The 25,306-nt window shown below is 65.3% G+C and carries 20 protein-coding genes and 5 pseudogenes; 14 read left to right on the forward strand and 11 right to left on the reverse strand.

Translation table 11 applies throughout. The features are described from left to right. The first annotated feature begins 44 nt into the window (after positions 1-44). From ABIB45_RS18520 to ABIB45_RS18535, 4 genes and pseudogenes are all read left to right on the forward strand, one after another. Positions 45-585, forward strand: a pseudogene (locus ABIB45_RS18520) (LamB/YcsF family protein). A gap of 107 nt (positions 586-692) precedes the next feature. Continuing rightward, a complete protein-coding gene (locus tag ABIB45_RS18525) occupies positions 693-2,030 on the forward strand; it encodes an MFS transporter (RefSeq protein ID WP_354217305.1) in 1,338 nt (445 codons plus the stop codon). A 51-nt stretch (positions 2,031-2,081) separates the two neighbouring features. After that, entirely contained in the window at positions 2,082-3,737 is a 1,656-nt protein-coding gene (locus ABIB45_RS18530; protein ID WP_354217306.1) for a 5-oxoprolinase subunit B/C family protein, read from the forward strand. After that, positions 3,737-4,068: pseudogene (locus ABIB45_RS18535) on the forward strand (biotin carboxylase N-terminal domain-containing protein); the annotation flags it as partial. The gene ABIB45_RS18530 and the pseudogene ABIB45_RS18535, both read left to right, overlap by 1 nt. A 281-nt stretch (positions 4,069-4,349) precedes the next feature. Here the strand turns inward: ABIB45_RS18535 and ABIB45_RS18540 are convergent. Beyond that, positions 4,350-4,571, reverse strand: a complete 222-nt coding sequence (locus tag ABIB45_RS18540) for a hypothetical protein (protein WP_354217307.1) — start codon at positions 4,569-4,571, stop codon at positions 4,350-4,352. 244 nt (positions 4,572-4,815) lie between these two features. On the opposite strand from ABIB45_RS18540, the gene ABIB45_RS18545 reads away from it, so the two are divergent. Continuing rightward, positions 4,816-5,019 carry a hypothetical protein gene (locus tag ABIB45_RS18545; RefSeq protein ID WP_354217308.1) on the forward strand — a complete coding sequence of 68 codons (204 nt, stop codon included), beginning with the start codon at positions 4,816-4,818 and terminating at the stop codon, positions 5,017-5,019. Between the two features lie 13 nt (positions 5,020-5,032). Here the strand turns inward: ABIB45_RS18545 and ABIB45_RS18550 are convergent, their stop codons facing one another. The 3 genes from ABIB45_RS18550 to ABIB45_RS18560 are packed head-to-tail and all read right to left on the reverse strand — an operon-like array spanning position 5,033 to position 7,744. Continuing rightward, positions 5,033-5,761, reverse strand: coding sequence for an alpha/beta fold hydrolase (locus ABIB45_RS18550; RefSeq protein ID WP_354217309.1), 729 nt, complete (start codon positions 5,759-5,761; stop codon positions 5,033-5,035). 9 nt (positions 5,762-5,770) lie between these two features. Then, positions 5,771-6,544 (reverse strand): ABC transporter ATP-binding protein, encoded by a 774-nt coding sequence (locus ABIB45_RS18555; protein WP_354217310.1) that lies wholly within the window; start codon positions 6,542-6,544, stop codon positions 5,771-5,773. Between the two features lie 30 nt (positions 6,545-6,574). Then, positions 6,575-7,744, reverse strand: a complete 1,170-nt coding sequence (locus ABIB45_RS18560; protein WP_354217311.1) for an ABC transporter permease — start codon at positions 7,742-7,744, stop codon at positions 6,575-6,577. Positions 7,745-7,909: 165 nt separating this feature from the next. Between ABIB45_RS18560 and ABIB45_RS18565 the strand changes: the two genes are divergently transcribed. From ABIB45_RS18565 to ABIB45_RS18580, 4 genes are all read left to right on the forward strand, one after another. Continuing rightward, the gene (locus ABIB45_RS18565) at positions 7,910-9,226 is read left to right on the forward strand and encodes a sensor histidine kinase (RefSeq protein ID WP_354217312.1); all 1,317 of its coding nucleotides are present in this window, start codon (positions 7,910-7,912) and stop codon (positions 9,224-9,226) included. Next, positions 9,226-9,879 (forward strand): response regulator, encoded by a 654-nt coding sequence (locus tag ABIB45_RS18570; RefSeq protein WP_354217313.1) that lies wholly within the window; start codon positions 9,226-9,228, stop codon positions 9,877-9,879. The genes ABIB45_RS18565 and ABIB45_RS18570 overlap by 1 nt, the downstream gene beginning before the upstream one ends. A 169-nt stretch (positions 9,880-10,048) precedes the next feature. Further along, complete coding sequence (locus ABIB45_RS18575; protein WP_354217314.1) at positions 10,049-11,200, forward strand: GGDEF domain-containing protein; 1,152 nt, start codon at positions 10,049-10,051, stop codon at positions 11,198-11,200. Between the two features lie 265 nt (positions 11,201-11,465). Next, entirely contained in the window at positions 11,466-11,987 is a 522-nt protein-coding gene (locus ABIB45_RS18580; protein WP_354217315.1) for an FAD-dependent oxidoreductase, read from the forward strand. A gap of 227 nt (positions 11,988-12,214) precedes the next feature. Here the strand turns inward: ABIB45_RS18580 and ABIB45_RS18585 are convergent, their stop codons facing one another. Next, positions 12,215-12,475 (reverse strand): hypothetical protein, encoded by a 261-nt coding sequence (locus ABIB45_RS18585; RefSeq protein WP_354217316.1) that lies wholly within the window; start codon positions 12,473-12,475, stop codon positions 12,215-12,217. Between the two features lie 312 nt (positions 12,476-12,787). Here ABIB45_RS18585 and ABIB45_RS18590 point away from each other — a divergent pair. Both ABIB45_RS18590 and ABIB45_RS18595 read left to right on the forward strand, forming a co-directional pair. Then, positions 12,788-13,114: pseudogene (locus ABIB45_RS18590) on the forward strand (SDR family NAD(P)-dependent oxidoreductase); the annotation flags it as partial. A gap of 160 nt (positions 13,115-13,274) precedes the next feature. Beyond that, positions 13,275-13,683, forward strand: a pseudogene (locus ABIB45_RS18595) (helix-turn-helix domain-containing protein); the annotation flags it as partial. 40 nt (positions 13,684-13,723) lie between these two features. On the opposite strand, the gene ABIB45_RS18600 reads toward ABIB45_RS18595, so the two are convergent. Further along, positions 13,724-14,731 carry a zinc-binding dehydrogenase gene (locus ABIB45_RS18600; RefSeq protein WP_354217317.1) on the reverse strand — a complete coding sequence of 336 codons (1,008 nt, stop codon included), beginning with the start codon at positions 14,729-14,731 and terminating at the stop codon, positions 13,724-13,726. A 536-nt stretch (positions 14,732-15,267) separates the two neighbouring features. Here ABIB45_RS18600 and ABIB45_RS18605 point away from each other — a divergent pair. After that, the gene (locus ABIB45_RS18605; protein WP_354217318.1) at positions 15,268-15,924 is read left to right on the forward strand and encodes an SDR family NAD(P)-dependent oxidoreductase; all 657 of its coding nucleotides are present in this window, start codon (positions 15,268-15,270) and stop codon (positions 15,922-15,924) included. A 654-nt stretch (positions 15,925-16,578) separates the two neighbouring features. On the opposite strand, the gene ABIB45_RS18610 is transcribed toward ABIB45_RS18605, so the two are convergent. Then, positions 16,579-18,111: a SulP family inorganic anion transporter gene (locus ABIB45_RS18610; protein WP_354217319.1), complete on the reverse strand. Its 1,533-nt coding sequence runs from the start codon at positions 18,109-18,111 to the stop codon at positions 16,579-16,581. A 286-nt stretch (positions 18,112-18,397) separates the two neighbouring features. On the opposite strand from ABIB45_RS18610, the gene mptB reads away from it, so the two are divergent. Both mptB and ABIB45_RS18620 read left to right on the forward strand, forming a co-directional pair. Continuing rightward, positions 18,398-19,966, forward strand: coding sequence for a polyprenol phosphomannose-dependent alpha 1,6 mannosyltransferase MptB (gene mptB, locus ABIB45_RS18615; protein WP_502914547.1), 1,569 nt, complete (start codon positions 18,398-18,400; stop codon positions 19,964-19,966). A 30-nt stretch (positions 19,967-19,996) separates the two neighbouring features. Further along, the gene (locus ABIB45_RS18620) at positions 19,997-20,602 is read left to right on the forward strand and encodes a TetR/AcrR family transcriptional regulator (RefSeq protein ID WP_354217321.1); all 606 of its coding nucleotides are present in this window, start codon (positions 19,997-19,999) and stop codon (positions 20,600-20,602) included. Here the strand turns inward: ABIB45_RS18620 and ABIB45_RS18625 are convergent. The 4 genes and pseudogenes from ABIB45_RS18625 to ABIB45_RS18640 form a co-directional block, all read right to left on the reverse strand. Further along, positions 20,599-20,820 (reverse strand): annotated as a pseudogene (locus tag ABIB45_RS18625) (hypothetical protein); the annotation flags it as partial. The gene ABIB45_RS18620 and the pseudogene ABIB45_RS18625 sit on opposite strands and share 4 nt — an antisense overlap. Positions 20,821-21,337: 517 nt before the next feature. Continuing rightward, positions 21,338-22,489 (reverse strand): AI-2E family transporter, encoded by a 1,152-nt coding sequence (locus ABIB45_RS18630; RefSeq protein ID WP_354217322.1) that lies wholly within the window; start codon positions 22,487-22,489, stop codon positions 21,338-21,340. Positions 22,490-22,543: 54 nt separating this feature from the next. Beyond that, positions 22,544-22,843: a VTT domain-containing protein gene (locus tag ABIB45_RS18635; RefSeq protein ID WP_354217323.1), complete on the reverse strand. Its 300-nt coding sequence runs from the start codon at positions 22,841-22,843 to the stop codon at positions 22,544-22,546. After that, positions 22,833-23,171 (reverse strand): SNARE-associated domain-containing protein, encoded by a 339-nt coding sequence (locus tag ABIB45_RS18640; RefSeq protein WP_354217324.1) that lies wholly within the window; start codon positions 23,169-23,171, stop codon positions 22,833-22,835. The genes ABIB45_RS18635 and ABIB45_RS18640 overlap by 11 nt, the downstream gene beginning before the upstream one ends. Positions 23,172-25,306 lie beyond the last annotated feature (2,135 nt).

Consider the following 25,306-nt stretch of genomic DNA (forward strand, 5'->3'; position numbering starts at 1 on the left):
TTGGTGCATTCTAGTAAGAGCAAACGCATGAGACGAGGATCACAATGGTGTACATGGACCTGGACAGCGACGTAGGCGAGTCCTTCGGTCACTGGACTTTGGGCGACGACACAGCGATTTTCCGGTCCGTGTCCAGCGCCAATGTGGCCTGCGGGGTCCATGCAGGTGATCCCACGGTCATCAGGCGCACCTGCCGCGAAGCCGTGGCTGCCGGGGTGACCATCGGCGCCCACGTGGGGTACCGCGATCTCGCCGGATTCGGCCGCCGCTTTGTGGTCCGCTACGTGAAGCCGCACGGCGGCCTGTACAACGCGATCGTCTCGCACACTGCCCAGGCACGCGCCGTCGTCTACGCCGTCAAGTCGGTCGATCCGGACCTGCCCATCCTCGGCCTGCCCGGTTCGGACGTGCTACGTCCTGCGGATGGCCACCGACTCCGCCGTCCGCACCGTGGACGGCTCCATCCTGAAAATCGATGCAGACAGCATCTGCGTCCATGGCGATTTCCCCAGGGCCGTTCCCATGGCTGTCGGAGTGAAGGCTGCGCTTTCCGACGCCGGCATCGCCATCAGGGCGTTCGCCTAACCGCGTCACCACACCCGGTCACGGCGCCCCGGAGTCACCGGCTCCAGCTCGCGGCACACACCCCAATCAGCATGCAGGCAGCACCACCGCACACCTGAAGGAACACCATGACTACACACCACACCGCCGCCCGCACCGGCCGAAAAATCCCACCCGGCGCACTGAAGGCCTACATTGCCAGCCTCACCGGCACCTCGCTGGAGTACTACGACTTCGCTATCTACTCCGTGGCGTCGGCCCTGGTCTTCCCCAAGATCTTCTTTCCGGGCAATGACGAGTTCGTGGGCCTTCTGCTCTCCTTCTCCGCCTTTGCTGTGGGTTACTTGGCGCGCCCCATCGGCGGTGTGATCTTCGGCCGCCTGGGCGACAAGATCGGCCGCAAGCAGGTCCTGGTGGTCACCCTGGTGCTGATCGGGGTGGCCACCGTGCTCATCGGTGCACTGCCGGATTACTCGGTCATCGGCGTCGCAGCCCCCACGCTCCTGGTGCTCTTGCGCCTGGCTCAAGGCATCGGCGTCGGCGGCGAATGGGGCGGCGCGGTCCTGCTGTCCAGCGAATTCGGCGACGCGCACAAGCGCGGTTTCTGGTCCTCCGCAGCACAGATCGGCCCGCCCGCCGGCAACCTGATGGCCAACGGCGTCCTGGCCGTGCTCGCAGCAACTCTCAGCACCGACGCCTTCCTCTCCTGGGGCTGGCGTGTTGCCTTCCTGGCCTCGGCGCTGCTGGTGGTCTTCGGCCTCATCATCCGCCTGAAGCTGGAAGAAACACCGGTGTTCAAGGCCATCAAGGCCCACGGCGAACAGCCCAAGGCTCCCATCAAGGATGTTTTCACCAAGGAACCGCGGGCCCTCATTGCCGCTGCCCTGGCCCGCGTCTGCCCGGACGTCCTCTACGCCCTGTTCACCGTATTCGTGGCGGTCTACGCCACGAAGGAACTGGGCATGACCACGGGCAACGTCCTCACGGCCATCCTCATCGGTTCGGCCTTCCAGCTGTTCCTGATCCCCCTGGCCGGTGCCGTCACGGACCGGTTCAACCGCCGCCTCGTTTACGGCATCGCAGCTGTAGGCACCGCACTTTACATCCCGCTGTTCTTCCTTATGGTCGAGGGCAAGTCTGTGCTGATGCTGACCATCGGTGTCGTGATCGGCCTGGCCTTCCACGCCTTCATGTACGGTCCCCAGGCCGCCTACATCACCGAGCAGTTCCCGGCCCGGCTGCGCTACGCGGGCAGCTCGCTTGCCTACACCCTGGCCGGCGTGATCGGCGGTGCCGTGGCACCGCTGATTTTCACCGCCCTCTATGCGGCCTCCGGTGACTGGGTCCTCATCGCGGTTTACCTCCTGGTGGCCTCTGCGGTCACCGTCGTAGGACTGGCCCTGGGCCGGAACCCGCAGACGGCTGAGGAAGACCGCCTCCTGCACGACACCCCCGCCACAGCCTGACGTTCCTTCCGGCCATCAGGCGACCAGACCAAACCAGTGATTGAGGCAGCCATGGAAACCCAGACCGTGCACAGGGTCCTCTCGGTGCTACCTGTGGGAACGCGGACGGTGCTCGCGGAGCTCGCCGGAACCCAGGACGTGCTGGCCCTGCAGGCCCGGCTTCTGGAATCGCCACTCCCCGGTCAGGTGGACGTGCTGGCGGCCGCGCAGACCGTCATGGTCCGCGCGGACTCGCCCGCGGCTGCCCGCCGGATCGGTGCGCTCCTGCCGGACCTCGACCTGACCGCCGCGGCTGCACACGAGGGCGGCCTGGTGTTCATCGATACCGTGTACGACGGCGAGGACCTCGCCGAAGTGGGGCGGTTCACCGGCCTCGGAACCGACCGCGTCATCGAGACCCACACCGGACAGGTCTGGACGGTGGCATTCAGCGGGTTCGCGCCGGGATTCGGCTACATGCTGGGGCAGAACCAGCTCCTGGAGGTGCCGCGCCGGAGCTCGCCGCGCACCGCCGTGCCGGCCGGGTCGGTGGCGCTGGCCGGCAATTATTCGGCGGTGTATCCGCGCAAATCGCCCGGCGGCTGGCAGCTGATCGGCCGCACTGGGGCCCGCATGTGGGACCTCAACCGGGCCGAACCTGCCCTGGCCAGCCCGGGCCACCGCGTGCAGTTCCGCGCCGTCCGCGATGTGGTGACCATGGCGGAAGAGCCCGGGGCTTCCGCAACGGTGCCTGCCTCCCCGCAGGAGGTCGCCTCGGGCCTCCGGATCGTTTCACCCGGACTGCAGAGCCTCATCCAGGACCTCGGCCGCTACGGCCACTCGTCGCTGGGCGTCTCCGCCGCCGGTGCGTTGGACCGGGCTTCGCTGCGCCGGGCCAACCGGCTGGTGGGCAACGGCCCCTCGGCGGCAGCTATCGAAACCGTTGCCGGCGGACTCAGGATCCAGGCCGTTGGGGACCAGGTCCTGGCCGTCGCCGGGGCGACGTCGGCACTGACTGTTGACCCGCCGTCGGACGCTGAATCCGGTGCTGACTCCGAAGCGCAGGCACGCCCGCGCACCGTCCCCGTGGCTACCCCGTTTGCCCTGCTCGACGGCGAGATCCTGACCCTGGGTGCGCCGGCGTCAGGCTTCCGCAGCTACGTTGCCATCCGCGGCGGGGTGGATGCCGCGCCGGTGCTGGGCAGCCGGTCAACGGACACGATGTCCGGCATCGGCCCTGCGCCGTTGGCCGCCGGTCAACTCATCGCCGCCGGCGACGTCACCGAGTCCGGCGTGGTGGGCACCCCAGAACTCCAGCCGGACTTCCCCGGCGAGGGTGTCACGGTGCTGGACATCGTCCCGGGCCCGCGGGCTGACTGGTTCGACGAGGCTGGTTTGGAGTCCCTGTGCGGGCAGGACTGGGTGGTGAAGCCCCAATCGAACCGGGTGGGCATGCGGCTGGACGGCACGCCCCTGCAACGCAGCCGGCCCGGCGAACTGCCCAGCGAGGGCACGGTGGCCGGCGCCATCCAGGTCCCGCCCGAAGGCCTCCCGGTCCTGTTCCTCGCCGACCACCCAATCACGGGCGGCTACCCGGTAATCGGGGTTGTGGTGGACCACCAGCTGGACCTTGCCGGCCAGGTGCCGATCGGCGGCAGCATCCGCTTCCGCCGAGTTCCTGAACAGACTGCCCACGAGCAGACTTCCCAAGAAAAAGTGAGTAACTGATGCGCAAGGTCCTGATCGCCAACCGCGGTGAAATCGCCGTCCGGATTGCCCGCGCCGGCGCGGACGCCATCCACCCCGGCTAGGGCTTCCTCTCCGAGAACGCCGACTTCGCCCAGGCAGCGCTCGAATCCGGGCTCGACTGGATCGGGCCCACCCCCGAAGCCATCCGGCAGCTGGGCAACAAGATCACCGGCCGCGAAATCGCCGTCCGCGCCGGGGCGCCACTCGTGGCCGGGAGTGACGGGACTGTGGAATCCGCCACGGAGGCCCGCGCCTTCCGGACGAACATGGCCTGCCGATCGCCCTTAAGGCAGCCTTCGGCGGCGGGGGGCTACCTTGACCGGACCGCCAGCATCCTGGCGGATTCGGAGTTCGGTACATCCGGTCCGGACCGGAGCTGCGCACCATCACGGTGGAGGTTGACGGCCGCCGCCTCGCCGTGGGTCTTCCGAGGAACCGTGACGGGTATCCGGGCGGAAGCAGGCGGGATGGTGAGCGCCGGGGCAGTGCTGGCATTGATCGGCTAGCAGTCCGGCCTGGCGCGGCTCCGGCATGAGGGTCCGGCCGGATGACGCCAACCGGCCGGACCCTCCTTCGTTCTGTGGTGTGGCTCTAGTCCACGTGCTTTGCGAGTGCCACCAGAACGCCGGCGATGGCAAAGTGCTTGTTGCTGCCGAGGTCGCGGACGGTTTTAATGCCCATGCCGGCAAGGATCTCGTCATGCTTGGCCGTGAGTCCGGCCAGGGCGGAAGGCGGGGCATCCAGGACTTCGGCAAGGCTCTTGTTCTCGTAGTCCTTGTCGAGTTTTTTGCCCAGCTCGATTGAAACAGCCATTGATCATCCTTTGCTCGAACGAAACATCAGACACAACCCGACGGCTACGTTGCCACCGGATCCGGGGACGCCGGGAACTCCCGGACCCCATTGGCTACGCTATCCCAGGCCTACGCGCTGGTGGGGCCCTTTTTAGCAATTCTTTGGTCATTCTTGCGCCAAGGGCCGATGCCCCGACCCGCCACTTCAGTCAACATCACGACGTCACTCAATTTCATGTCAGGGTGACTGCAGGGATTTGCAGTTGACAGGACGCGTTGTGCTCGTAGTCGGAGGAACCGGGGTGATTGGCGGCGCAGTGGTGGAGCGACTTCGTGCGGAGGGTGCCGTTGCCGTGGCTGCGTCGCGCAGCGGGCGCGCGGGTCTTGTCCTGGACGCCCGGGACGATGCCTCCGTCGGTGCGGGGATCTCCACGCTGCTCGAAGAGCATGTGCGGCAAGTAGGTTAAAAAATGTCCGACGCTAACGCGCCCCCCAATCCCCCGGCTCAACACGCCCGCCTACCGCCGCCAGAATCGCCTGGCCCAACTCATGCGGTTTGGTGAACTGGGGCCAGTGCCCGGTGGGCAAGTCCACGTAATCGACGTCGCCGATACGGGCCAGTTCCGCGGTGAAGGGGTGGCCGGCGTCGATCCATTCCCTGAGGAGCGACGACGGGAATTCGCACGCGATCACGGTGGCGGGGACGTCGTAGCGGCGGACGTCGTGCAGGCGCTGTTTACCGTAAGCCACACCCTTGGGTTCGGGGATGGCGCGGGCCCGGAACGATGCGCGCAGCTCGTCGGTCAGGTCCACGAGGTCGGCGTCCTCGAAGCCCTCCCACGGAGGCAGGGGCACGTCGTCGCCGTCGGCCGGCAGTTCATTGTTGATCACGTCACCCTCGCCCAGGGGCCCGCTGTCCACGTAAATATTCCGGGCAACGCGGTCCGGCCGCGCATCCGCCACGCCATGAATGATCGCGCCACCGCCGGAGTGCCCCACCAGGACAACCTTCCCGTCCAGGCCGTCCAGAACGTTGACGACGGCGGCAATGTGGTCCTGCAGCGTGATGCCCGCCCGGGGCGCGTCCACGGATTCAAGACCCGGCAGGGTGACGGGATGGATGGTGTGCCCCGCCGCCTCCAGCGCAGGCGTGACCTGCTTCCACGATGACGCGTCCAGCCAGAAACCGGGTACCAGGATGATGTCCATGACGGAACCCTACCCCGTGGCACCTGCCCCAAGTAAGGCACCGGAACTGGTGCCCGGCAACGCCGGGGCGGTGAGGCCGCCGTCGCGCATTACCGCCACCGCGTCCGTCAGCGGGACAAACTCGGTGTCGTGCGTGACCATCACGGTGGCCACCTGAAATTCGTCGGTGACCCGCCGCAGCAGCCCCACGATCGAGGCGCTGCGCTCATGGTCCAGCGCCGCCGTCGGCTCATCCACCAGCAGCACCCGGGGATCACCCATCAGCGCGCGGGCGATGTTCACCCGCTGCCGCTGCCCGCCCGACAGCTGGTGTGGCCGCCTGTCCGCGGAGGGGCCCAGCCCCACGAGGCCCAACAGCTCGAGGGCCCCGGCGCGTGCGGCTTTCAGCGGCATGCCGCGCAGGTGGTGGGCAAGCATCAACTGCTCGACGGCGGTGAGCGACGCCAACAGGTTGGGCTGCTGGAAGATGATGCCCACCTTCTCCCGGCGCAGCGCGGTTAGTTCCGCGTCCTTCAGATCCGCCGTCGGGATCCCGTCGATCACCACCTGCCCGGACGTCGGGCGGACCAAAGTCGCGGCTACGGCGAGGAGGCTGGACTTGCCTGAGCCGGACGGCCCCACCAGCGAGACCATTCGGCCCGCCGAAACGGACACGCTGACGCTATTCAGGGCTTTGATGGTTCCGCCTCCGTCCGGGTACTCGAGGGTGACGTCATCCAGTGTCAGCGGGAAAGCAGCGCCGGCAGGGGCGGGGGGTGTATCGGTCAAAGGGGAGATAGACATAGAGGGGCCTTTCGGGGGTAGGGAGGGAGTTCAGTTGCCGCCGAGGGCGATCAGCGGATCCACTGTGGTGACCCGCCGGACTGCCAGTGCGGCGCCAGCCAGGCCGAGGGCAACGATCCCCAGCACGGGAAGCAGTGTGGTTTCGGGCGTGACGAGGAAGGGTGCGGCCTGCGCCGCCGCGAAACCGCCCAGGACGCCGATCGCCCCTCCCAGTCCCGCACCGGCCACAAGCACAATGGCCGCCTGGGTCATCGCATCCCGCAGCACGTAGCCGCCGGACGCGCCCATCGCCTTGAGGACGGCGATGTCCCGCGTCCGCTGGACGGTCCACACCGTCAGGAACGCCACGATCACCAGCGCCGAAATCCCATACAGGAAGGCCTGCATCAGCAGGAGGGACCCGTTCTCACTTTTGAAGGAACCCAGCGCCTGGAACGATCCTGTGCGGCTGGCGCTGACCGTGCCCGCCGCCGCGTTCGCGGCGTCCTCGTCCACCACCGCACCCTCCTGATAAGTGACCGCGATTACTGTCGCCACGGGGGGATTGCCCGGCGCGCTGCCCGGGGAGCTGCCGCCCGCCGGCGACAGGTGCGCCACCTCAGCCCAGGACGGCAGTGCCGTCCACACCACGCCGGTGTGCGAATACCACTGGTCGGCCACGACGGCGGCAACGGTCAGGTCGGTGCCACCCACCGTGGCGGTATCGCCGACGTCGAGCGCCAGGTCCGTGGCGACAGTCGAGCCGATCACCACTGTCCCCGCCCGGACCGGTGCCGGTGCCAGCTGCCCTGCCTCGGCAACGCCGAACACCGCCACGTTGGTGGTGCCGCCGTCGCCCGCCAAGAGGCGCGACTGGCTGATGCCCAAAGGCTCGGCCGTGGCCACCCCCGGGACGTGCTGCCAGCTGTCCACTTGGGCCGCGGTCACCTCACTTTCGGTGAAGGACGCCGTCGGCTGGTTCGTCCCGGGTGCACCAAAAACGACGCGGTCCACCGGCCTGAAGCCGTCGCCGGACCCGCTCCCGGACCCGGCGCCCACTTGCCCGGCGCCGAGCTTCCCGATCGCGGAGGTGGACTGGTCGCCCAGGCCGGCGGTCAGCCCGGACAGCAGGACCAGCAGCAGCGTCACCAGGGCCACCACACCGCCCATCAGTGCGAACCGGCCTTTAGCGAACCGGATGTCACGTATAGCGAGAAACACGTTGTACTTCCTTCAGTGGGGGTGGAATTCCTTCTGAATCCACTCTCCTGCGTGCCGCCGCTGCCTACATCGGGCACGTGGTTGAGTTCCGCGGGGCAAACGGTTGAGCGGCCGGTCAACCGTTTGATTGATCCGTACGCGCGCCCCGGCGCCTAAGCTGGTGAAATGCCAGCCGCGGACCCACAGACCACCCCGTCCGGGGCTGCCATCCTGCGGTTCCTGCGGGTGACGCTGCATACCGGCTTCGCCGGCCTGCTGCTGGTCGCCATTCTGCGGCTCCACTTCGCGGCGGGCGCTCCTGACGGCGGAACGCCCGACGGCGGAACCCCGGCGGGTGCGCTGCGCTTCGCCTGGTCCGCGCTCGCCGTTGCCCTGGCCGTGGTGTACCTCGCCGGCACCTTGCTGGAGAAGCGGTACGACGCCGGCCGCTCATCTTTTAATCCGCACCCTTACGCAGTCCTGTGGCTCGGGCTGGTCACCGCACTGTGGGGCATCCTGCTCGCCGGCAGCGCCGAGTTCTCCTGGGTCGCCTTTCCGCTGTTTTTCCTGCACCTGCACGTGTTGCCCCGCCGCTTTGCCCTAGTTACCATCGCCGTAATGACGGCGGCTGTGGTGGCCTCGCAGTGGGTGGCCAGCGGACTGCCTGCGCCCACCTTGCCCATGGTCCTGGGGCCGGCCCTGGGTGCCGGGTTCGCCGTGGTCACCGGGCTGGCTTACCGCGCCCTCTACCTTGAGGGGGAGGCCCAGCGGCTGGCCGCGGACGAGCTCCGGCGGACCCGGGCCGAGCTGGCCCGGACCCAGCACGAAGCCGGCGTGGTGGCCGAGCGTGAACGCCTCGCCCGCGAAATCCATGACACCCTGGCGCAGGGCCTCTCGAGCATCGTCCTCGTGGCCCGCGCGGCCGAGAAGTCCCTGGCCAGCGGCGATCTTGCCGCCGCGGCCGAACGGTTCGCACTGGTCCAGCAGACGGCCTCGGAAAACCTGTCCGAGGCCCGCAGCTTCGTCCGGGGGCTCACAGCACCCCGGCTTCAGGACTCCTCGCTGCCCGAAAGCCTGCAGCGGCTCTGCGGCGAAACCGAAACCCTGGCCGCCGCACGCGGCGAGGGACTCCGCTGCCGGTTCGAGCTGGTGGGCCATCCGGCGGAACTCCCGCCGCAGTACAGCGTCACGCTGCTCCGTGCCGCCCAGGCCAGCCTCGCCAACGTGCGGCTCCACGCGAAGGCTCGCACCGCCGTCGTCACCCTCGCGTTCCTCGGGGACGAGGTCACTTTGGACGTGTACGACGACGGCACGGGCTTTGCGCCCGAAGCCTCGGGGCCCGGCGTGGCTGCTCGCGCGGACGGCAGCGGCTTCGGTCTGCGCTCGCTGGCTGCCCGGGTGGCGGAACTGAACGGTTCACTGGAGGTCGAATCGGCACCGGGGGAGGGGACCGTCGTCGCGGTCCGGCTGCCGCTTACCGGTCCGGCCGGGGAGCGGCGCTGATGGGGACGCTGCAAATTTTGCTCGTGGACGACCACCCCGTGGTCCGTGCCGGACTGCGCGCCATGCTCACCGAATTCGAAGACTTCAGTGTGGCCGCCGAGGCTGCCGACGGGGACGCCGCGCTGCGCGAGCTCACCCGGCTTCGGGCCCTGGGGGAGCGCGTGGATGTGGTGCTGATGGACCTGCAGATGGGCGCGGGAATGGACGGCGTCACTGCGACGGCGGCCATCCGGAAACTGGATGCCGCGCCGCCGGTCCTGATCCTCACCACGTATGACACCGAGGCGGACATCCTGGCCGCGGTGGAGGCCGGCGCCAGCGGCTACATGCTAAAGGACGCGCCGCCCGAGCAGATCCGCCAGGCCGTGCTGTCCGCGGCGGCCGGCCAGACGGCGCTGGCCCCCAAGGTGGCGGCGCTGCTGATGCGGCGGATCAGCAGCCCGGAAACTGCACTGACTCCCCGCGAGGTGGAACTGCTGGAACTGCTGGCCACCGGCCTGACCAACCGCGCCATTGCAAGGCAGCTCTTCATTTCCGAGGCCACGGTCAAGACCCACCTGGTGCATATTTACGGCAAGCTCGGCGTCGATAATCGGACGTCCGCGATCGCCCTCGCCGCCCAGCGACGGATCATCCGCACGCCGGGTTCCTAACCCCCGCCCCCGAGTTTTTGGGCAGATACCGGCCCCTGGATAGCCCTAAAAGCGGATTATGTGGACAAAAACTCCGGGGGTAGGGATGTTTTTGTGCCGGGCAGTAAATTGTCCGACGGCGGTGCGATACTGGGGGTTGCATCAGCCTGCGGACGGGGGAACGTCGGAAATGGTTTTGGATACAGCGACGCTGCGGGTCGCCTTCGGCGTCATGGCCCTGGTGCTCGGGCTGCTGTTCTACTTTTCGTCCTACCGCACCACCCGCTCACCGTACAGCGGCTGGTGGTGCCTCGCGCTGGTGTTCTTCCTGGCCGGATCCGCAGCCTTCCTCCTCGACGGAACACGCCAGCAGTGGTGGGCTAACCCGGTGGGCAACGTCCTGCTGGTCCACGGCGGTGTGGCGGTCTGGGCAGGCGCCAGATCCCTCCGGGAAATCCCGCCGCGGCGGTGGCTATTCACCGCGGTGCCCCTGGTAACACTCGTGGCGTCCGCACTCGATAACCCCGCCACTAACACGTGGTCCGGCGGCCCGGTTTTCCTCGCCGGGATGTGCCTGACGCTGGGACTCGCATCGCAGGAACTCTGGCGGCTGGAACCAGGCTATTCGCGGGTACGGGTGCCGATGGCCGCGGCGGCCGCGGCGATATCCGCGTTCTATTTCGGCAGGCTCGTGTTCTTCCTGCTGGATGGCCAGGACGGACCCATTTTTGTGACGTACTTCGGGTCAGAGGTGACCACCATGGTCACCATGGTCCTGTTGGTGGTGGTGTCCTTCAGTATGGCCGGGCTCAGCACCGAACAGCAGACCCGCGCCCTGCGCATGGTGGCCACCCGCGACGACCTCACCGGGCTGCTCAACCGCAAAGCGTTCTTTGACCTAGCCGCCGGCCTGCTGAAAGACCGCGCCGTCACGCAGGGAGCAGGCGCCCTGATCCTTGCGGACCTGGACCATTTCAAGGTGGTCAACGACACCCACGGCCATGCCGCCGGCGACGTCGCTCTGCAGGCCTTCGCCGAAGCGTGCAAGGAGACCGTACGCAGCACTGACCTCGTGGGGCGGTACGGCGGGGAAGAGTTCGTTCTGCTGATTCCGGGCTCCTCCTCCGCGCGGGCCGAACATATAGCGCAGGAGATCAGCCGGCGCCTCGCTCAGGCCCCCACCGCAGACGGACTCCACATGCCTACGGTCAGTTACGGTGTGGCGCTTTACGACGCGGGGACGTCCGATGTGGAAGATCTGATCGCCGCCGCTGACGAGGCTCTCTACGCGGCCAAGTCACAGGGCCGGAACCGTACCGTCCACAGCGACCGCCGCGGCTAGTCAGGCAATAAGCATGGCCCGGAGGCTCTGCGCTTCTGCACCCGGGTAAGACCGCGGCGATAAGGGTACATTACCGTGGAACGCATTGGAATCGTCGGCGGGGGCATTGTGGGGATGGCACTGGCACGGTCGCTCCTGCAGCGCGGACTCGGAACGTCACAGTCTTTGAGAAGGAGCATCGGCTTGCTGCATACCAGACCGGCCACAATTCGGGTGTTGTGCACGCAAGTCTCTACTGCACGGCGGGATCACTGAAGGCCCAGCTGTGTGTTTCCGGCCGCGCAGCACCCAAGGGAATACTGCCAGGAGAAAAAATCTGCCCTACCGCGAAATCGGCAAGCTGGTGGTGGCTGTGGATGACTCGGAGTTGCCTGCGTTGGCCGACATCGAAAAGCGGGCCCGGGCGAACGGCGCCCCTGACTTGGACCGGATCGATGACGTTGCGCGCCTGCGGGAAATCGAGCCCCACGCGGCAGGGGTTGCGGCCGCGCATTCACCGCATACCGCCGTCGTAGATTTTGCGGCGATTACCGAAGCGATGGCGCAGGACGTGCGGACTGCCAGCTGCACCATCCTGCTGGGTCAGGAGGTGCCAGCAAGAGCTGTGGACGGGGCAAAGGTGAGTGTCCGGACGGCGGTGTCCGAGCACGTCTTTGACCGGCTGATCGTCTGCGCGGGTCTGCAGTCCGACGTCGTTGCCCGCCTGAACGCGTTGCGGGTTAGTTCATCGGGCGTGTTCCTTTCCCATTTCGGGCTTGCATCAGCTGCCGTCGTCGATGAACTCTAGCAGCCACTCCGTGGCGTGCGGCTGCGGGCCGCAGCGTGAAAGTCCGCATCCCGGAGGTGGAGCTGAGACGGACGATCTCCCCCTCCAACAGCGTTGACTCAGGTCAGCCGAAGGACATTGCAAGGCGCGTTGGCCGCGTCCGGATCGGGTGTCGTCGAGTCACCGAAGCGGTCAGGCGGCTGAACCAGTGGGAGGATTCGGTGTCAGGGTCAACGGCCCGGTGGTGTCTAGGGCTCGACGAGCGTCAGAATTGTTTCCGGGCGGACGCCGTCGAATTTCATCGCATCGGCTACAGCTTCAGACTCCATTATTCGCTGGAACGTATCCATGTCGGGGACTTGGACGATTAGGCCTACACGGTGGGTGTTCGCCGGGTCGATGAACGTTCGAACCGTGATGCCCAGAGGCCCGAAGATTTCTTCCCGTTTTGGTGAGCTGAGCCAGTGCTCAACGTCGTCGACCTCGTGGAAGATCATTATTGTTGGCATCGTTGCCTCTGCTTTCTGAAGTTGCGTCAGGAGCCGGATTGGAGAGGGACCGCGTTAGGACATCGTGATCACGCTGAACGTACCATGGCCTCGATTGTAGCGATAGGGAAGCGAAACTGCGGTGTGGCCCCTCACCAGCCGGCCAGCCCAGAAGACAGTGAAGGTACCAGCTGGCTGCGGAATGCAGTTCGCAGCAGGGCGTGGACGCGCCAGTGTCAACGCTGTTTCCGGGGGCCTGCGCATGGGTCACGGTGAAAGTAACGTAACTCGGGTGGATATGCAGCTCCAGTTTGCCTGTCATCGGATGTGACGGTGCTGATCAACAACGCCGGTGCGAACCCGCTTAGCTCGAGCCTGCTGGACATCACCGAGGCCGAGATCCAACAGAACATGGAGACGAACTTCTTCGGCCCCGTGCTCCTCGCCCGCGCGTTCGCCCCGATACTCGCGGCGGCGCCGAACCCGGTCCTGGTTGACGTACACTCCGTGGCGAGCTGGTACGCGTTCGGCGGGGTCTACAGTGCGTCCAAGGCGGCGCTGTGGTCGGCGACGAACTCCTTCCGGCTTGAGCTGGCACCGCAGGGCGTTCACGTGGCCGGCGTACACATGGGCTACGTCGACACCGCAATGGCCGCGCACGCCGGCGGGCCCAAGATGACCCCCGCTGACCTTGTTCAGGCCGTGTACACCGCGGTCGAGGCGGGTGCGTACGCGGTTATCACCGACGCCACCCAACGCGTAGCTGACAGTCTGATGGCGTCGCGGACCCTATCTCGGGAGGTCCGCGACGCGATCAGTTATATGGCGAACTCTGCTCGGTGTCGAGAAACGGTCGTGGAGTCCATCGATATAGACGACAAAACGGGGATTCTGGTCGCCTCTGTCAGGCCGACAGGCTCGATGCGGAACCGGTGCGGGATCTGCCGCCGCCGTTGCCCGAAATACGACCAGGGCAAGGGCCGACGCCGCTGGCGGGCACCGGACGCCGGGGCCATCCGAATCGAGTTGGAAGCCGACGCCCCGAGGGTGGCCTGCCGGGTCCACCGCGTGACCGTGGCTGCCGTGCCGTGGGCCCGGCATCAGGCCGGCCGCCCCATCTTTTCGACGCGCAGGCCGCCTGGCTGGCCACGCAAACGTCCAAGACCGCCATCACGGAGCTGATGCGGATCGCCGGGCGCACGGTCGGCGCGATCCTCACCCGGGTCTGGATGGTTTGATTCAAACCATCGATTTGGCGTTCTCCCCGGGTCAGCTGTCGCAATCGACAATCATGCGGCCGCTATTGCCGCCGGCCAGGAGCGACGCGAACGCCTCAGGGATCTGGCCAAAGCCGCCAACGAGGGTGTGGACGCTGCGAATCTTTCCCGCGCGCAACCAGCTGGCAACGTCGGTCTCGAATTCCTGGCGCAGGTCCTCGTTTGAGGTCACGTCGAAGCCCCGCAGGGTCAGCTGCTGATAGATCATTCGCAGGTAGTTCGAGGGGCCCCTGCGTTCGCTTCCCTTCCCGTACTGCGACGCGGCACCGCAGACCACAACGCGCCCGCCGAATCGGAGGGCCTCCAGTGCGGCTTCCAGCTGTTCTCCGCCCACGTTGTCATAAAACAGGTCGATCCCATCCGGTGCTGCTTCACGAAGCAGGTCCAGTGCCGCGCCGTCGTGGTGATTGAAAGCAGCATCGGTACCCAATGCGTTCAGAAGCCTGACCTTCTGGGCTGAACCCGTACTGCCGATGACGGTGGCGCCGACGGCTTTGGCGAACTGCACGGCGCAGCTGCCCACGCCACCTGCCGCTCCGGAAACATAGACGGTATCCTCAGCACGCACGCCGCCAAAGCGCATCATGCCGGTGTACGCGGTGAAGCCGGTATGTCCAAGCACCGTCAGATGCGCCTCCAACGCAACGCCAGCCTCCGGTGCGGGAATGCGGCGCAGTTCACCCTCGGCGGCAATGTCAATACTGCGCCACGGTGATTTTCGCACCGCCAGATCACCTGGCTTGAACGCTTCGCTGCGGGATTCAACGATCTCCACGACGCCGTCGCTCGCCGGCACGTCCCCCGGGTTGATGCCCGGTCCATAAGCGGTGTCCGGACCCCCAATCCGGTTGGCCAGCCCGGCGTTTAGGCCCAGCCTGCGCAGGCGAACCTTCACTTGGCCGTCGGTGAGCTCCGGGACAGGCACCGTATTGATCCTGAAATTCCGCGCCGTCATGACGCCGACCGGGTAACTGGCCAGCTGTACTTCGTGTGCATCCATGGCACCAGCCTAGGGCTCTCGGTGTCCGAACGCGTTGGATGGTATTTACGCGCCGGCTGCCCTTTTGGCGGAGACCCAGAAGTGCTCGATTGGTTAATTTCCGACGGCAAAGACCGGCAGCTCATGTCCCAGGAACAAGAGCAGCGAGCCGCCCGCACACCTTCATCCGGCACTGCAACTTGAGGGCGCTCAGCGAAAAGCCCAGGCCGGACCGGCCCACGAATTGAATGCGCTGACCGGGTAATAAAGGCACTCGGCGTTCCGCGTGGCTGGCCCGTACCAACTGCATCCGAATGAAAATTCTCACACCGAACAGGGGAATGAAATGGACGCCCCGCGCAGGTCCGCGGCGGCAGGGAAAACATCTGCGCTTGTGCATCCAAAGGCTCCAACGTAGGGACTTTTTCGAGTGATACATTGAAAATCCAGTCCTCCCACGCGAATGACATGGAATGCCTGCCCACGCTTCGAACGTCTCCAGCTCCTTTCCACCAGACTGGTTGTCATCGCGATCACGTCAATCGAAAGCAGCGGAAATGAACAAGAAGTGCGTGGCCATCGTGGGCGCCGGTCCGGGCGTCAGTGCCGGAGTGGCCAGGAAGTTTGGCGCCAACGGCTTCACGGTGATCCTTCTGGCCAGGACCCTTGAATCACTTCAGCTTCGGGTATCGGAGCTCCAAGATGCTGGCATCGAGGCCCACGGTATCGTCGCCGATGTGACGGACCCGCAGAGCCTGCAATCGGCTTTCGGCCGCATTCAGGCCGAACACGGAATCTTGGATGTGCTGGTCTACAACGTCGGTGCCAACACGATTGCCAACCCCTCCGCCCTGGACGCCGCGGACCTGACCCGGGATTTCGCGGTCAACGTGGTCGGGGCGCTGAGCTGCGCCCAGCTGGTGGCTCCCGCCATGACTACGCGCGGTTCGGGTTCCATCCTTTTCACCGGCGGACTCCTGGGCTTGAATCCCGTTGCGTCCAGGGCATCGGCCTCCATCAGCAAGGCCGGGCTACGCAACCTGACCTTCACCCTGGCCGATGAACTCGCCGCACAAGGACTTAATGTGGGCACCGTGACCATCGGGGGCGCCGTCCAAACCGGCACGTTCTTCGATCCGGATTTGATCGCCGAAGCATATTGGGACCTGCACAGCGGAAAGTCAGCAGGAGAGGTCCTGTACGTACAGCCCTAAACCTCGATCCATCGAACCGCTCCCGGGTCCACTGGATTTTGTAACCCGGGGCAGTTTCGTTTCCGGGACGCGGACAGCCGATCGGCTTCACTGCCACTAGGCCATCTGTGGGGAATTCGACCGCTACCAGTTCATCGATGCGATCACAGGGGCACAGCGCGATGGTCTTCCCGACTTCGACCTAATCATTTGCGACGAGGCGCACCGCACCGACGGTGTCACGCTCCAGGGCGACACGAAGGAATCCACATTCGTAAAGGTGCACGACAACAAGAATGTTGCGGGGGCGAAACGCCTCTATAAGACGGCGACGCAATACGGCCCGAGTGCCAGGGTGCGGGGGCGATCAGGAAGTCCTCGGGCCGCAGCACAATCTCGGAGGAGCGGGCATCGGTGATGAAGTTGTCGCGCACGTAGCCGTTCAGTCCGCCGAAAGGTGCAAGGTGTTCGCGGAAGACCCGGGCCAGGTCCTCTTCTGCCACCCGTCGGTTGCGTTCCGGCCAGCGGGCGTTATAGAAGATGTAGGCCAGCTCGGAGTTGACCTCGGAACGGGAACGCAGGAGGCCGCGTTGTTGGAAAGCTACGACGCCAAACTACCCTTTTGCCGGCCGGCGGAGCAGACGAAGGATGACAGCCATTGATTGCATGCCGTGACTAGCTGGGGTTCAGCTTTCCGGCCAGCCGTTCCCGCATCTGGGCGCTCGCCGAGTTCAGCCCGATCAGCTCCACTTCCCGGCCATGCCGGCGGTACTTTTCCGTGACGGCGTCCAGCACCGCGATGGTGGATGCGTCCCACAGGTGCGAGGCGTGCAGGTCCACCACCACCCGGGCGATGCCCGGCTCGGCATCCAGCGCGTACTCGAACTGGGTGTAAAGGTCGTTGGAGGAGGCGAAGAACAGCTCCCCGTCCACCGTGTAGGTGGCAACGTTTTCGCCGTTAAGCTCGACGACGGTCCGCTCCACCGTGGCGAAATGCGCCACCCGCCGGGCGAACAGCGCCGTGGCCGCCAGCACGCCCGCACCCACACCGATGGCCAGGTTGTGCGTAGCTGACACGACTGCCACGGTGATCAGCATGACGGCGGTCTCGGACTTGGGCATCCGGCGAAGGGTACGCGGGGCGATGGAGTGCCACTCGAAAGTGATGGCCGAAACGAAAATCATCACGGCCACCAGGGCGGCCATCGGGATCATGCCTACAACGTCACCGAGCGTCACCACAAGGACCAGCAGGAAGACGCCGGCCAGGAACGTGGATACCCGGCTCCGCGCGCCGGAGCCTTTGACGTTGATCATGGTCTGGCCGATCACGGCGCAGCCGCCCATGCCGCCGAAGAAGCCGGTGACGATGTTCGCCACGCCCTGGCCCCAGGACTCGCGGGTCTTGTTGGAGCGGGTGTCGGTGATGTCGTCCACGAGCTTGGCGGTCATCAGCGATTCCAGCAGCCCCACCAGGGCCATCGAGAGCGAGAACGGCGCCAGGACCTGGAACGTCTCCCATGTCAGGGGAACGTTGGGAATAAATAGGGACGGCAGGCTCTCGGGCAGTTGGCCTTTGTCCTGGACCGTGGGGACATCCACCCCGGCGAGGACGGCAAACAAGGTGAGCACCACGATGGCCACCAAAGGTGAGGGCACCGCCGTCGTAATTCTTGGCAGTCCCACCACGATCACCAAGCCCACGGCGACCAGCGGATAAACCAGCCAGGGAACGCCGACCAGTTCGGGCACCTGGGCCATAAACACTAGGATGGCCAGGGCGTTCACAAAGCCCACCATCACCGACCGGGGGATAAAGCGCATCAGCCTGGTCACACCCAGGACCGCCAGCAGGATCTGGAAAACGCCCGCCAGGATCACGGCGGCAATGAGGTGGTCCAGGCCGTGGCTGCGCATCAGCGGCGCAATGACCAGGGCAACGGCGCCGGTGGCAGCGGAAATCATTGCCGGCCGGCCTCCCACAAACGAGATAGTGACCGCCATGATGAAGGACGCGAACAGACCGATCCGCGGATCCACGCCCGCGATCACCGAGAACGCAATGGCCTCCGGAATTAGGGCCAGTGCCACTACCAGTCCGGCCAGCGCCTCGGTCTTAAGTCGCCGCGGGGAACGTAATGTTGCGCGGACCGACTGGAGCTGCTGAGGCGTGCTGGGCCGGGCGTCCGGGACGCTTCGTGCGGGCATTGCTGGGTCCAATCGTGCTGGTGAAGTGCGCTTTTGGCAGCTTCGTCCTTCGGGGGAGGAGGTGAGGCGCGCCGGTTCGTCGGCAATTGAGAGGGCGCGGCCGCCCTACCAGTCTGGGGCACGCCGCATCCCAACTGCTAAAATGGCTTGGTCCTAGACCGGCCTTTAGCTGGTCCAGCCAGCGCCGTAACGTAAGTAGGGGACCACACAAGACATGACGGCAGGCGGTTCGCACCTCAGCACTTCGGAGAGTTCCCCGGGACCGTCGAAAAAGACGTCCGCTGGCATGGAGCTCCCGAAGTCATATGCGCCTGCCGTTGCAGTAGCCGCCGCACCGGCTGCCGCACCCGCGAAGCGTCGGGCCTACATCGCCATCTGGCAGGGTTTCCTCGGCGCCCTGATGATGTTTGTGGGGTCCATCGGCACGGGCTGGATTGCCAACGGTTCACCCATGATCCGCCAGCCCGTGGTCATCGCCTTGCGGACCGAGGGTTGGGGAGTCACCCTGTCCACCGTCCTGCTAACTGTCGGGGCCATGCTGCTGATGCGCTCCTGGCTGCGGGTCGGCCAACGGCTGGGGGACTGGGGCGAACAATCCCTGCGGTCCGTGGTGATCGCCATCTCAGCCTGGTCCCTGCCGCTTCTGCTGGCCGTTCCTATCTTCTCCCGCGACGTCTACGCCTACACGGGCCAGGGCCGTCTGGTGATGGAGGGCCAAAACCCTTACGACGTCGGCATTTCCACCCTCAGCAACTGGTTTGCCCTCGGCGCGGACCCGGCTTGGGCCGAGAACAGGACCCCTTACGGGCCGTACTTCCTGTGGCTCGCCCGCGGCGTGGTGGGGCTGACCGGCGCCCAACCCGACTTTTCCGTCCTGTTGTTCCGGTTGCTGGCTGGCGTCGGAGTGGTCCTCTGTGTCATCTACGTGCCCAAGCTCGCCGAACTCCACGGCATCAATGGGGCCCGGGCGCTCTGGATCGCAGTGGCCAATCCGCTGTTCCTGATCAGTTTCGTGGCAAGCGCCCACAACGACGCACTCATGGTGGGGCTCGCCGTCGCCGGTGTCTACTTGGCCGCGACGAAGCATTACCTCACCGGCATACTTCTTGTCACCGCCTCCATCGGCATCAAGCCGATCACCGTACTGCTGCTCCCGTTCATCGGGGTCATGTGGGCAGGGCCTGCCGCTTCGTGGACCCGCAAGTTCCTCATGTGGGGCGCGACGGCGGGAATCAGCTTTGGTGTGCTGGCGCTCAGCGGCATACCGTACAACCTTGGCTTGGGCTGGGTGTGGGCGATCATGGATCCGACGCCGGGGTACACCGGCTATTCGCCGTCAGGTTTCCTGGGCCAGCAGGTGGAGTTCCTCGGCAACGTGCTCGGGCTGCCCGGCGGCACCTTCGCGGACCTGCTGCGGACCGGGACGAAGTGGGCGGCCATCGGGCTGGTCCTGCTGCTGATGTTCCGCGGCGACTACTCGCGCGCGGTGCGCCGAATGGCCCTGGCGTTCACCGCCGTCGTGATGCTTTCACCCATCATCCAGCCCTGGTACATCCTCTGGTTCCTGCCGTTTTTGGCCGTCACCGGCATCCGGAACGACTGGCAGATCCGGAGCCTCTACGTGGGTGTGACCTTCTTTGTGGTGTTCGGCGCGCAGGACCAGCTCTCGGTCTGGTCCTTTGTGGAGCTGGCCGTGGACGCGTCGTCGTTGGCGTTCGTGACGGCGCTGCTGTTCACGTTCTACCTGCTGGTCCTGGACATCCACACCCGGAAGCTCCTCGTGGAGGGCAAGCCCGTGGACTGGGCCCGGCGGGCGTTGGGCCGGGTCAAAAAGCAGCGGGCGGCGCGGCGCTGACTACGGCCTTGGAAGGTAGAGTTCGCTGGCATGAGGACAATCGCCGACGACCTTGAAGCTCCTGATGATGTCCATACCCGTATTGTGGTGGCCGCCTACGGATTATTTTCGCGCCGTGGGATCCGCGATGTCGGGGTCGACGAGCTGATCCGCGTGTCCGGCGTCGCAAAGGCAACGTTCTACCGGCCGCTTCCGTCGAAGGACGATCTGGTGCTGGCTTTTCTGAAGCGTCGCGACGAACTGTGGATGATGGGATCCGTCGTCCCGGAGGCCAGAAGCAGGGCGGAGAACCCCGCGGACCAGCTGCTGGCCATCTTCGATGTTTACGACCAATGGTTCCAGGACGATGATTTTGAAGCATGTTCCTTCGTGAAAGTGCTGCTGGAAATGGGGGCAGCCCATCCCCTGGGTAAGGCGAGCATCGAATACCTGGGCAGGATCCGACAGCAGGTTCGAATCCTGGCCGATGAAGCCGGCCTGGAGGACTCCGAGGCATTCGCCCTCTCCTGGCACATCCTCATGAAGGGCTCAATCATCGCCGCTGCCGAAGGCGACAAGATGGCCGCCCGCCGGGCCCGACGGATGGCCGCCGGACTCATTGCAGAACACCGGCCCCAAAGCTCCACGGAAGGTTAGATCGGGGACCTTTTGCGTTGGGCCGGCTGCGGCACCGCCGTCGACTTCCGGCCGAGCTCAGCCGTCCGCCTCACCGACCACCACAGGGGCACGTTGCGGGTGGTGGAGATCGCAGCCATGACCGGGTGGGCGTGGATGAGCGGCGTGTAAAACAGCACGTAGATCACCAACATCTTCATGGCGATGCCCATCAGCAGCACGGCCGGGACCTTCCAGCGCTGCCGGCTGAAGAGGACCGGATGAAGGCCTGCGGATTTGTGCACTGTCGCCGAGGCCCTCACCACTGGCCTGGTCCTGGTCCTGGTCCTGGTCCCGGCCAGTGGTGCCGGTGGCCTGGAGGAAGGGCGCGTTCAAGCGCGCCCGGGTCGATAAGGCCGCCCGGTATCCAATGAGGGGCCGGCTCAGATGCCCCACCACAGCGCTGACTGCGGCGATTGCCTGCCCAAACCTGCACTGATCGCCCTGAACGAGCTGGCCAACGTCGTCCGCCGGGCCGGCTTACCGGACAAGTTCAGCCACTACGGCTCCAAGGGCCCTGATCGTCATGGCCGTCCTGCACTCCTGGTCACCGGGCGTCGAACTGTGGGGGAGGCGAACATGCGGAAAATCTGGTCGCCGCCAACGTCAAAATCTACGGCGGCGGCGTTGCGGAAGACGGCTTCCTCCGCGCCAAGCTCGGGATTCTGGGTGCCTTGTCCGGCACCTACGCGAAACGCGCCAGGTCTTCCCCCAGGCCTAGTCCTGTTGGTCGGGTTGGATCTGGGGGAGTGGTTCCGGGGCCGGAGTGTCCGGTCGCGACAGGGTTTTGTAAATGGTCCAGGCGACTGCGGTGAGTGGTACTGCGAGCAACGCGCCGACGACTCCCGCCAGAGTTGCCCCTGCTGCCAGCGACAGAATGATGACCAGTCCGTGGATGCGTAGGACGCGGCCCATGAAGAGCGGCTGCAGGAGGTGATGTTCGAACTGGTTTGCCGCGACAAGGATGATGAGCACCACGAGGGCCGGTAAGGGGCCGTTCTCGACCAGGGCAACCAGGACAGCGAGGCTTCCGGCGGCCGTCGCTCCGATGATGGGGATAAAGCCGCCGAGGAAGACCACCGCGGCCAGGGGGAAGGCCAGCGGGACCCGCAGGATCAGCAGGCCCGCCAGCACGATTGCGGCGTCAATGGCGGCAACAATGAGGGTTCCGCGGACGTAACCCCCGAGCACGATGATGCTGCGGTCCGCAGCCAGATGCGCGGTGCCCCGATGAGGCTTCGGGAGAAAACCGATGAGGAAGGTCCGGATCTTTTCTCCGTCCTTGAGGAAGAAGAACAAAATCACTGCGGTCAGGATGGTCCCTGCCACGATTTCGCCGGCCGTCCTCAGCCCTGTCAAAGCGTCGGCGCCGAGGCTGCCCCCGGTCAGAAATTTCTGGAACTCATTTCGGGCCGCGTCGATCTGAGTGCTGGATAGCGCTACGGGTCCGGTGGTGATGAATTCCTGGAGCCGGCCGATGCCCGCTTCGGCCCCGGCCGCCAAGGCGCCGGCTTGTTGACGCACGAGGGCGACGATGCCGCCAACGATGCCGGCTCCGACAACCAGGATCATCAGGAATGACGACAGAACCGCCACTGCACGAGGCCAGCCGCGGGCTGCCAGTAATCGCACAACCGGCGCCATCGCTGAGGCCAGGATCAAGGCGATGAGAACTGGTGTTGTCACGAGTGGGACACGAGTCGCAGCCTCCACCAATACCCAGAGCAGTGCGATCAGAGCCAGGGTTTGGATGGCCCGAATGCTCGCCCGGCCCAGCCTGTCCGCCCACATCAAGGCCATTTTGGATGCAACGGTTGGTGGCGTCGGCCGTTCAGGCTGAGATTCCTTGGAGTTTTCAGTTTTGTCCATTAGATATTCCCTTGCTGGTAGGGCCATCGGGCGATGCTCGTCGTCTGCGGTTCTTCAACAGTTCAACTCCGCTGGGGCGAATGAGAACAGTACGATCGCGGTAAGGATCAGGTCGATGTTCGTCCCGATCCATTCGTACCGGCCTAGCCAGAAGCCCAACAGCGTGACGCCAACACCCCACTGAAGCGCACCGAGGGCGTTGATGGCGATGAAGGGCCGGCAGGTCATCCTGGCGACCCCGGCACCGACGGGAAGGAACGTCCTCACTATGGGACCGAAGCGGGCCAGGACAACGGACCGCCGCCCGTACTTTTCGAAGAAGCCGTAATCATTGTCCACGTATTCACTGCGCATTAGAGGCAATTGGGTTGTTGAAGACGGAGGGTCCTGCCTGGCGGCCGATCAGGTAACCTGTCTGGTCGCCGGCGAAGAACACAGCTGCAGCGAGGAGCAGGATGTTGACCTGGATGGTGCGGGTGGCTACAAGGAAGCCGGCGGCGACCAGCGGCGAATCTCCGTGCAGGAAAAAGCCGGCGAGCAGACCGGTTTCAATGAAAAGGAAAGCACACACGATGGCAACCACCCAATGCGCGAAGGCGGGGTTGCGCAGAAACTCAATAGGGTCCAACCACGGCGGCAGAAACCCCATCACGGGCGTGATCGGACGGGCGGGCAGGGTCATTGTGAACGCGAGAGGGTTCATGGCCCCAGAATAAGCCAGTGACCTCCGCCGCTGCTGGAGTCCGGCCGTCGAGACGGTCGAAGGGACCGACGGACCTGGAAAGTCCGTTCCCGGACTAGAAAACGAGGGGCATTGCCCCGATGGAACCCGGTGGAGTCCCGGGCAGGGGCACTCATGGACTGGCTGGCGTCGGGGGGACGGGGCTGTTGTGCCGGCATTGGCTGGCGGGGCCGAAACCCTATGGCCACCCTGGGCCATGGTTAACAGCTGCCCGGCGCCCCTGCCCGTGGCTTTTTTCGTATGATCGGATCGTGACCGACCAGCAGACCGGGACTTAGTTCAGCGGACCAGCGGACGGCGCCGCACCCGGCGGACAGAAGGTGGCATGACTTCATCGTTGTTGGCACTGAACATCGTCGACGGGCCGCTCGTCCTGATGTTTTTCGTCCTCAGTAGTGTGTGCGTGGGTGCACTTCTGGTCCGCGGCCATCACGGACTCTTCTACTGTCCGGGTTTGCCGGTGGAATCGCCGCGGCCGCGGCCGCGGGGGCGGTGCTTCTGCTTGTGTTTGAGCGCCTTTTGCATACTTTCGGCGGTCCTCTTGGGTGGCCGGTCAGGATCTGGATCGTAGCCTTTTGCGCGGGTCTTGGCGTGTGCGGAGCGAACCTGCGAAATTAACGGCTGTGGCGCAAAGTACTGGCTCGCGTCTCGGCGGTCGTTTTCGCTGCGACCGCCGTTCTGGGGGTCAATGCCTACTATGGGCTGCACCGGACGGTGGCGTCTTTTCTCGGAATTTCTCTTGCCCCGGAAATCACTGTGGCTCCCGTCAGTCCGCTCACCGCCAAGCCCCAAGCCCCGCTATGGGAGACCTGGAAACCGCTCGAGGGGCTACCGGCCATTGGCACGACCGCCCAGGTTTCGATTTCGCCGCAGGTTTCCGGATTTTCCTCGCGGCCGGCGGGTCTGTATCTTCCCCCGGCCGCGCAAGCGCCGAACCCGCCCGCTCTTCCGCCGATGGTTCTCATGATTGGACAACCAGGGGACCCGGACCCGCAATATGTCGAGGCGATCTTGAATGACTTCGCCTCCCGCCACAACGGGCTGGCACCCATTGTCATCGTTGCAGACCAACTCGGTGACCCGCTGGTTGACAATCTGTGCCTGGATTCTTCCGTGTATGGACGGCCAGAGACGTTCATCAACCGTGACGTGGTGGACTGGGCACGGACCCACCTGAATATCCTTGACGACCGGAAATTCTGGACTATTGCGGGGTTATTCCCCCGGTGGGCAGTGCGCGATTTACTTCGCTGCCAAATACCCCTCACTCTGGGGAAATGTCCTGGACATTTCCGGGGGAGAATACCCTGGCGCGGAAGAACCAGTTACGAACCTCAGGGAGGTATTCGGGGGAAACCAAGCAGCCTACGATGCCCAGAAGCCGGCAAATATTGTAGGAAAGAGAACTTACCCGGACACGACCGCCATATTTACCGCCTCCACGGACGACGCCGTCTACCTCGAGGCGGCCCGCCACCTCTCGGCTGCGGCTGAAGCTTCGGGAATGACGCTTACTTATTACAGAGTACCTAACGGCGGTCACGTCATCGGCGCGCTGAATGGCGGCCTGGAGAAGGGCTTCGAAGTACTTTATCCCCGGCTCGGACTATCCCGCCCCGGGGTCCCATGATCTGGAGACCGGGTAGCGGCCGGCGCCCCGAGTGTCGGTGTGGACAGAGTCCCGACGCTTCTGGAGGACTCCACACACCCACCACGGTTGCACAGTGGCGTGGTAAACCGCCGCCACTTCAGCTTCGGGCGCTTGACCTAAGAGAAAGGGAAAGCCCCTCGTGAGGGGCTTTCAGCGAACGGGAGGGAAAATTTTTGGCGTGGTCAGCGGTGATGAGCGCCTCCTTCCGGGCCAGCAGCGGCCTAATCGGGTTCAATAGTGAAAGATGCTAATAAAGTCATGTGTTATCTGTCCAGTCAGGTCAGGGCTTTTGTTCGGGCGCCTTCGCGGACTGGGGTCGGAGGTAGGCGCTAGGTGCGTGGGTCGGTAATTGTTTGAGGGTTCCTCAGGTTTGAGCCGTAACGGCCCGAGGCCGGTTTCCTTGTCTTGGAAAGGGGCCGGCCTT

The organism is Arthrobacter sp. UYCo732 (genome assembly GCF_040547265.1).
In the GTDB taxonomy this organism is placed as follows: Bacteria; Actinomycetota; Actinomycetes; order Actinomycetales; family Micrococcaceae; genus Arthrobacter.

Bases quoted from the DNA above. Each gene is read 5' to 3' on its own strand.
- ABIB45_RS18610 (WP_354217319.1), bottom strand. From the start codon at position 18,111: ATGCCCGCACGAAGCGTCCCGGACGCCCGGCCCAGCACGCCTCAGCAG.
- mptB (WP_502914547.1), top strand. From the start codon at position 18,398: ATGGAGCTCCCGAAGTCATATGCGCCTGCCGTTGCAGTAGCCGCCGCA.
- ABIB45_RS18555 (WP_354217310.1), bottom strand. From the start codon at position 6,544: ATGTCTATCTCCCCTTTGACCGATACACCCCCCGCCCCTGCCGGCGCT.
- ABIB45_RS18525 (WP_354217305.1), top strand. From the start codon at position 693: ATGACTACACACCACACCGCCGCCCGCACCGGCCGAAAAATCCCACCC.
- ABIB45_RS18620 (WP_354217321.1), top strand. From the start codon at position 19,997: ATGAGGACAATCGCCGACGACCTTGAAGCTCCTGATGATGTCCATACC.
- ABIB45_RS18550 (WP_354217309.1), bottom strand. From the start codon at position 5,761: ATGGACATCATCCTGGTACCCGGTTTCTGGCTGGACGCGTCATCGTGG.
- ABIB45_RS18575 (WP_354217314.1), top strand. From the start codon at position 10,049: ATGGTTTTGGATACAGCGACGCTGCGGGTCGCCTTCGGCGTCATGGCC.
- ABIB45_RS18635 (WP_354217323.1), bottom strand. From the start codon at position 22,843: ATGCGCAGTGAATACGTGGACAATGATTACGGCTTCTTCGAAAAGTAC.
- ABIB45_RS18630 (WP_354217322.1), bottom strand. From the start codon at position 22,489: ATGGACAAAACTGAAAACTCCAAGGAATCTCAGCCTGAACGGCCGACG.
- ABIB45_RS18570 (WP_354217313.1), top strand. From the start codon at position 9,226: ATGGGGACGCTGCAAATTTTGCTCGTGGACGACCACCCCGTGGTCCGT.
- ABIB45_RS18530 (WP_354217306.1), top strand. From the start codon at position 2,082: ATGGAAACCCAGACCGTGCACAGGGTCCTCTCGGTGCTACCTGTGGGA.
- ABIB45_RS18565 (WP_354217312.1), top strand. From the start codon at position 7,910: ATGCCAGCCGCGGACCCACAGACCACCCCGTCCGGGGCTGCCATCCTG.
- ABIB45_RS18585 (WP_354217316.1), bottom strand. From the start codon at position 12,475: ATGCCAACAATAATGATCTTCCACGAGGTCGACGACGTTGAGCACTGG.
- ABIB45_RS18540 (WP_354217307.1), bottom strand. From the start codon at position 4,571: ATGGCTGTTTCAATCGAGCTGGGCAAAAAACTCGACAAGGACTACGAG.
- ABIB45_RS18605 (WP_354217318.1), top strand. From the start codon at position 15,268: ATGAACAAGAAGTGCGTGGCCATCGTGGGCGCCGGTCCGGGCGTCAGT.
- ABIB45_RS18640 (WP_354217324.1), bottom strand. From the start codon at position 23,171: ATGACCCTGCCCGCCCGTCCGATCACGCCCGTGATGGGGTTTCTGCCG.
- ABIB45_RS18600 (WP_354217317.1), bottom strand. From the start codon at position 14,731: ATGGATGCACACGAAGTACAGCTGGCCAGTTACCCGGTCGGCGTCATG.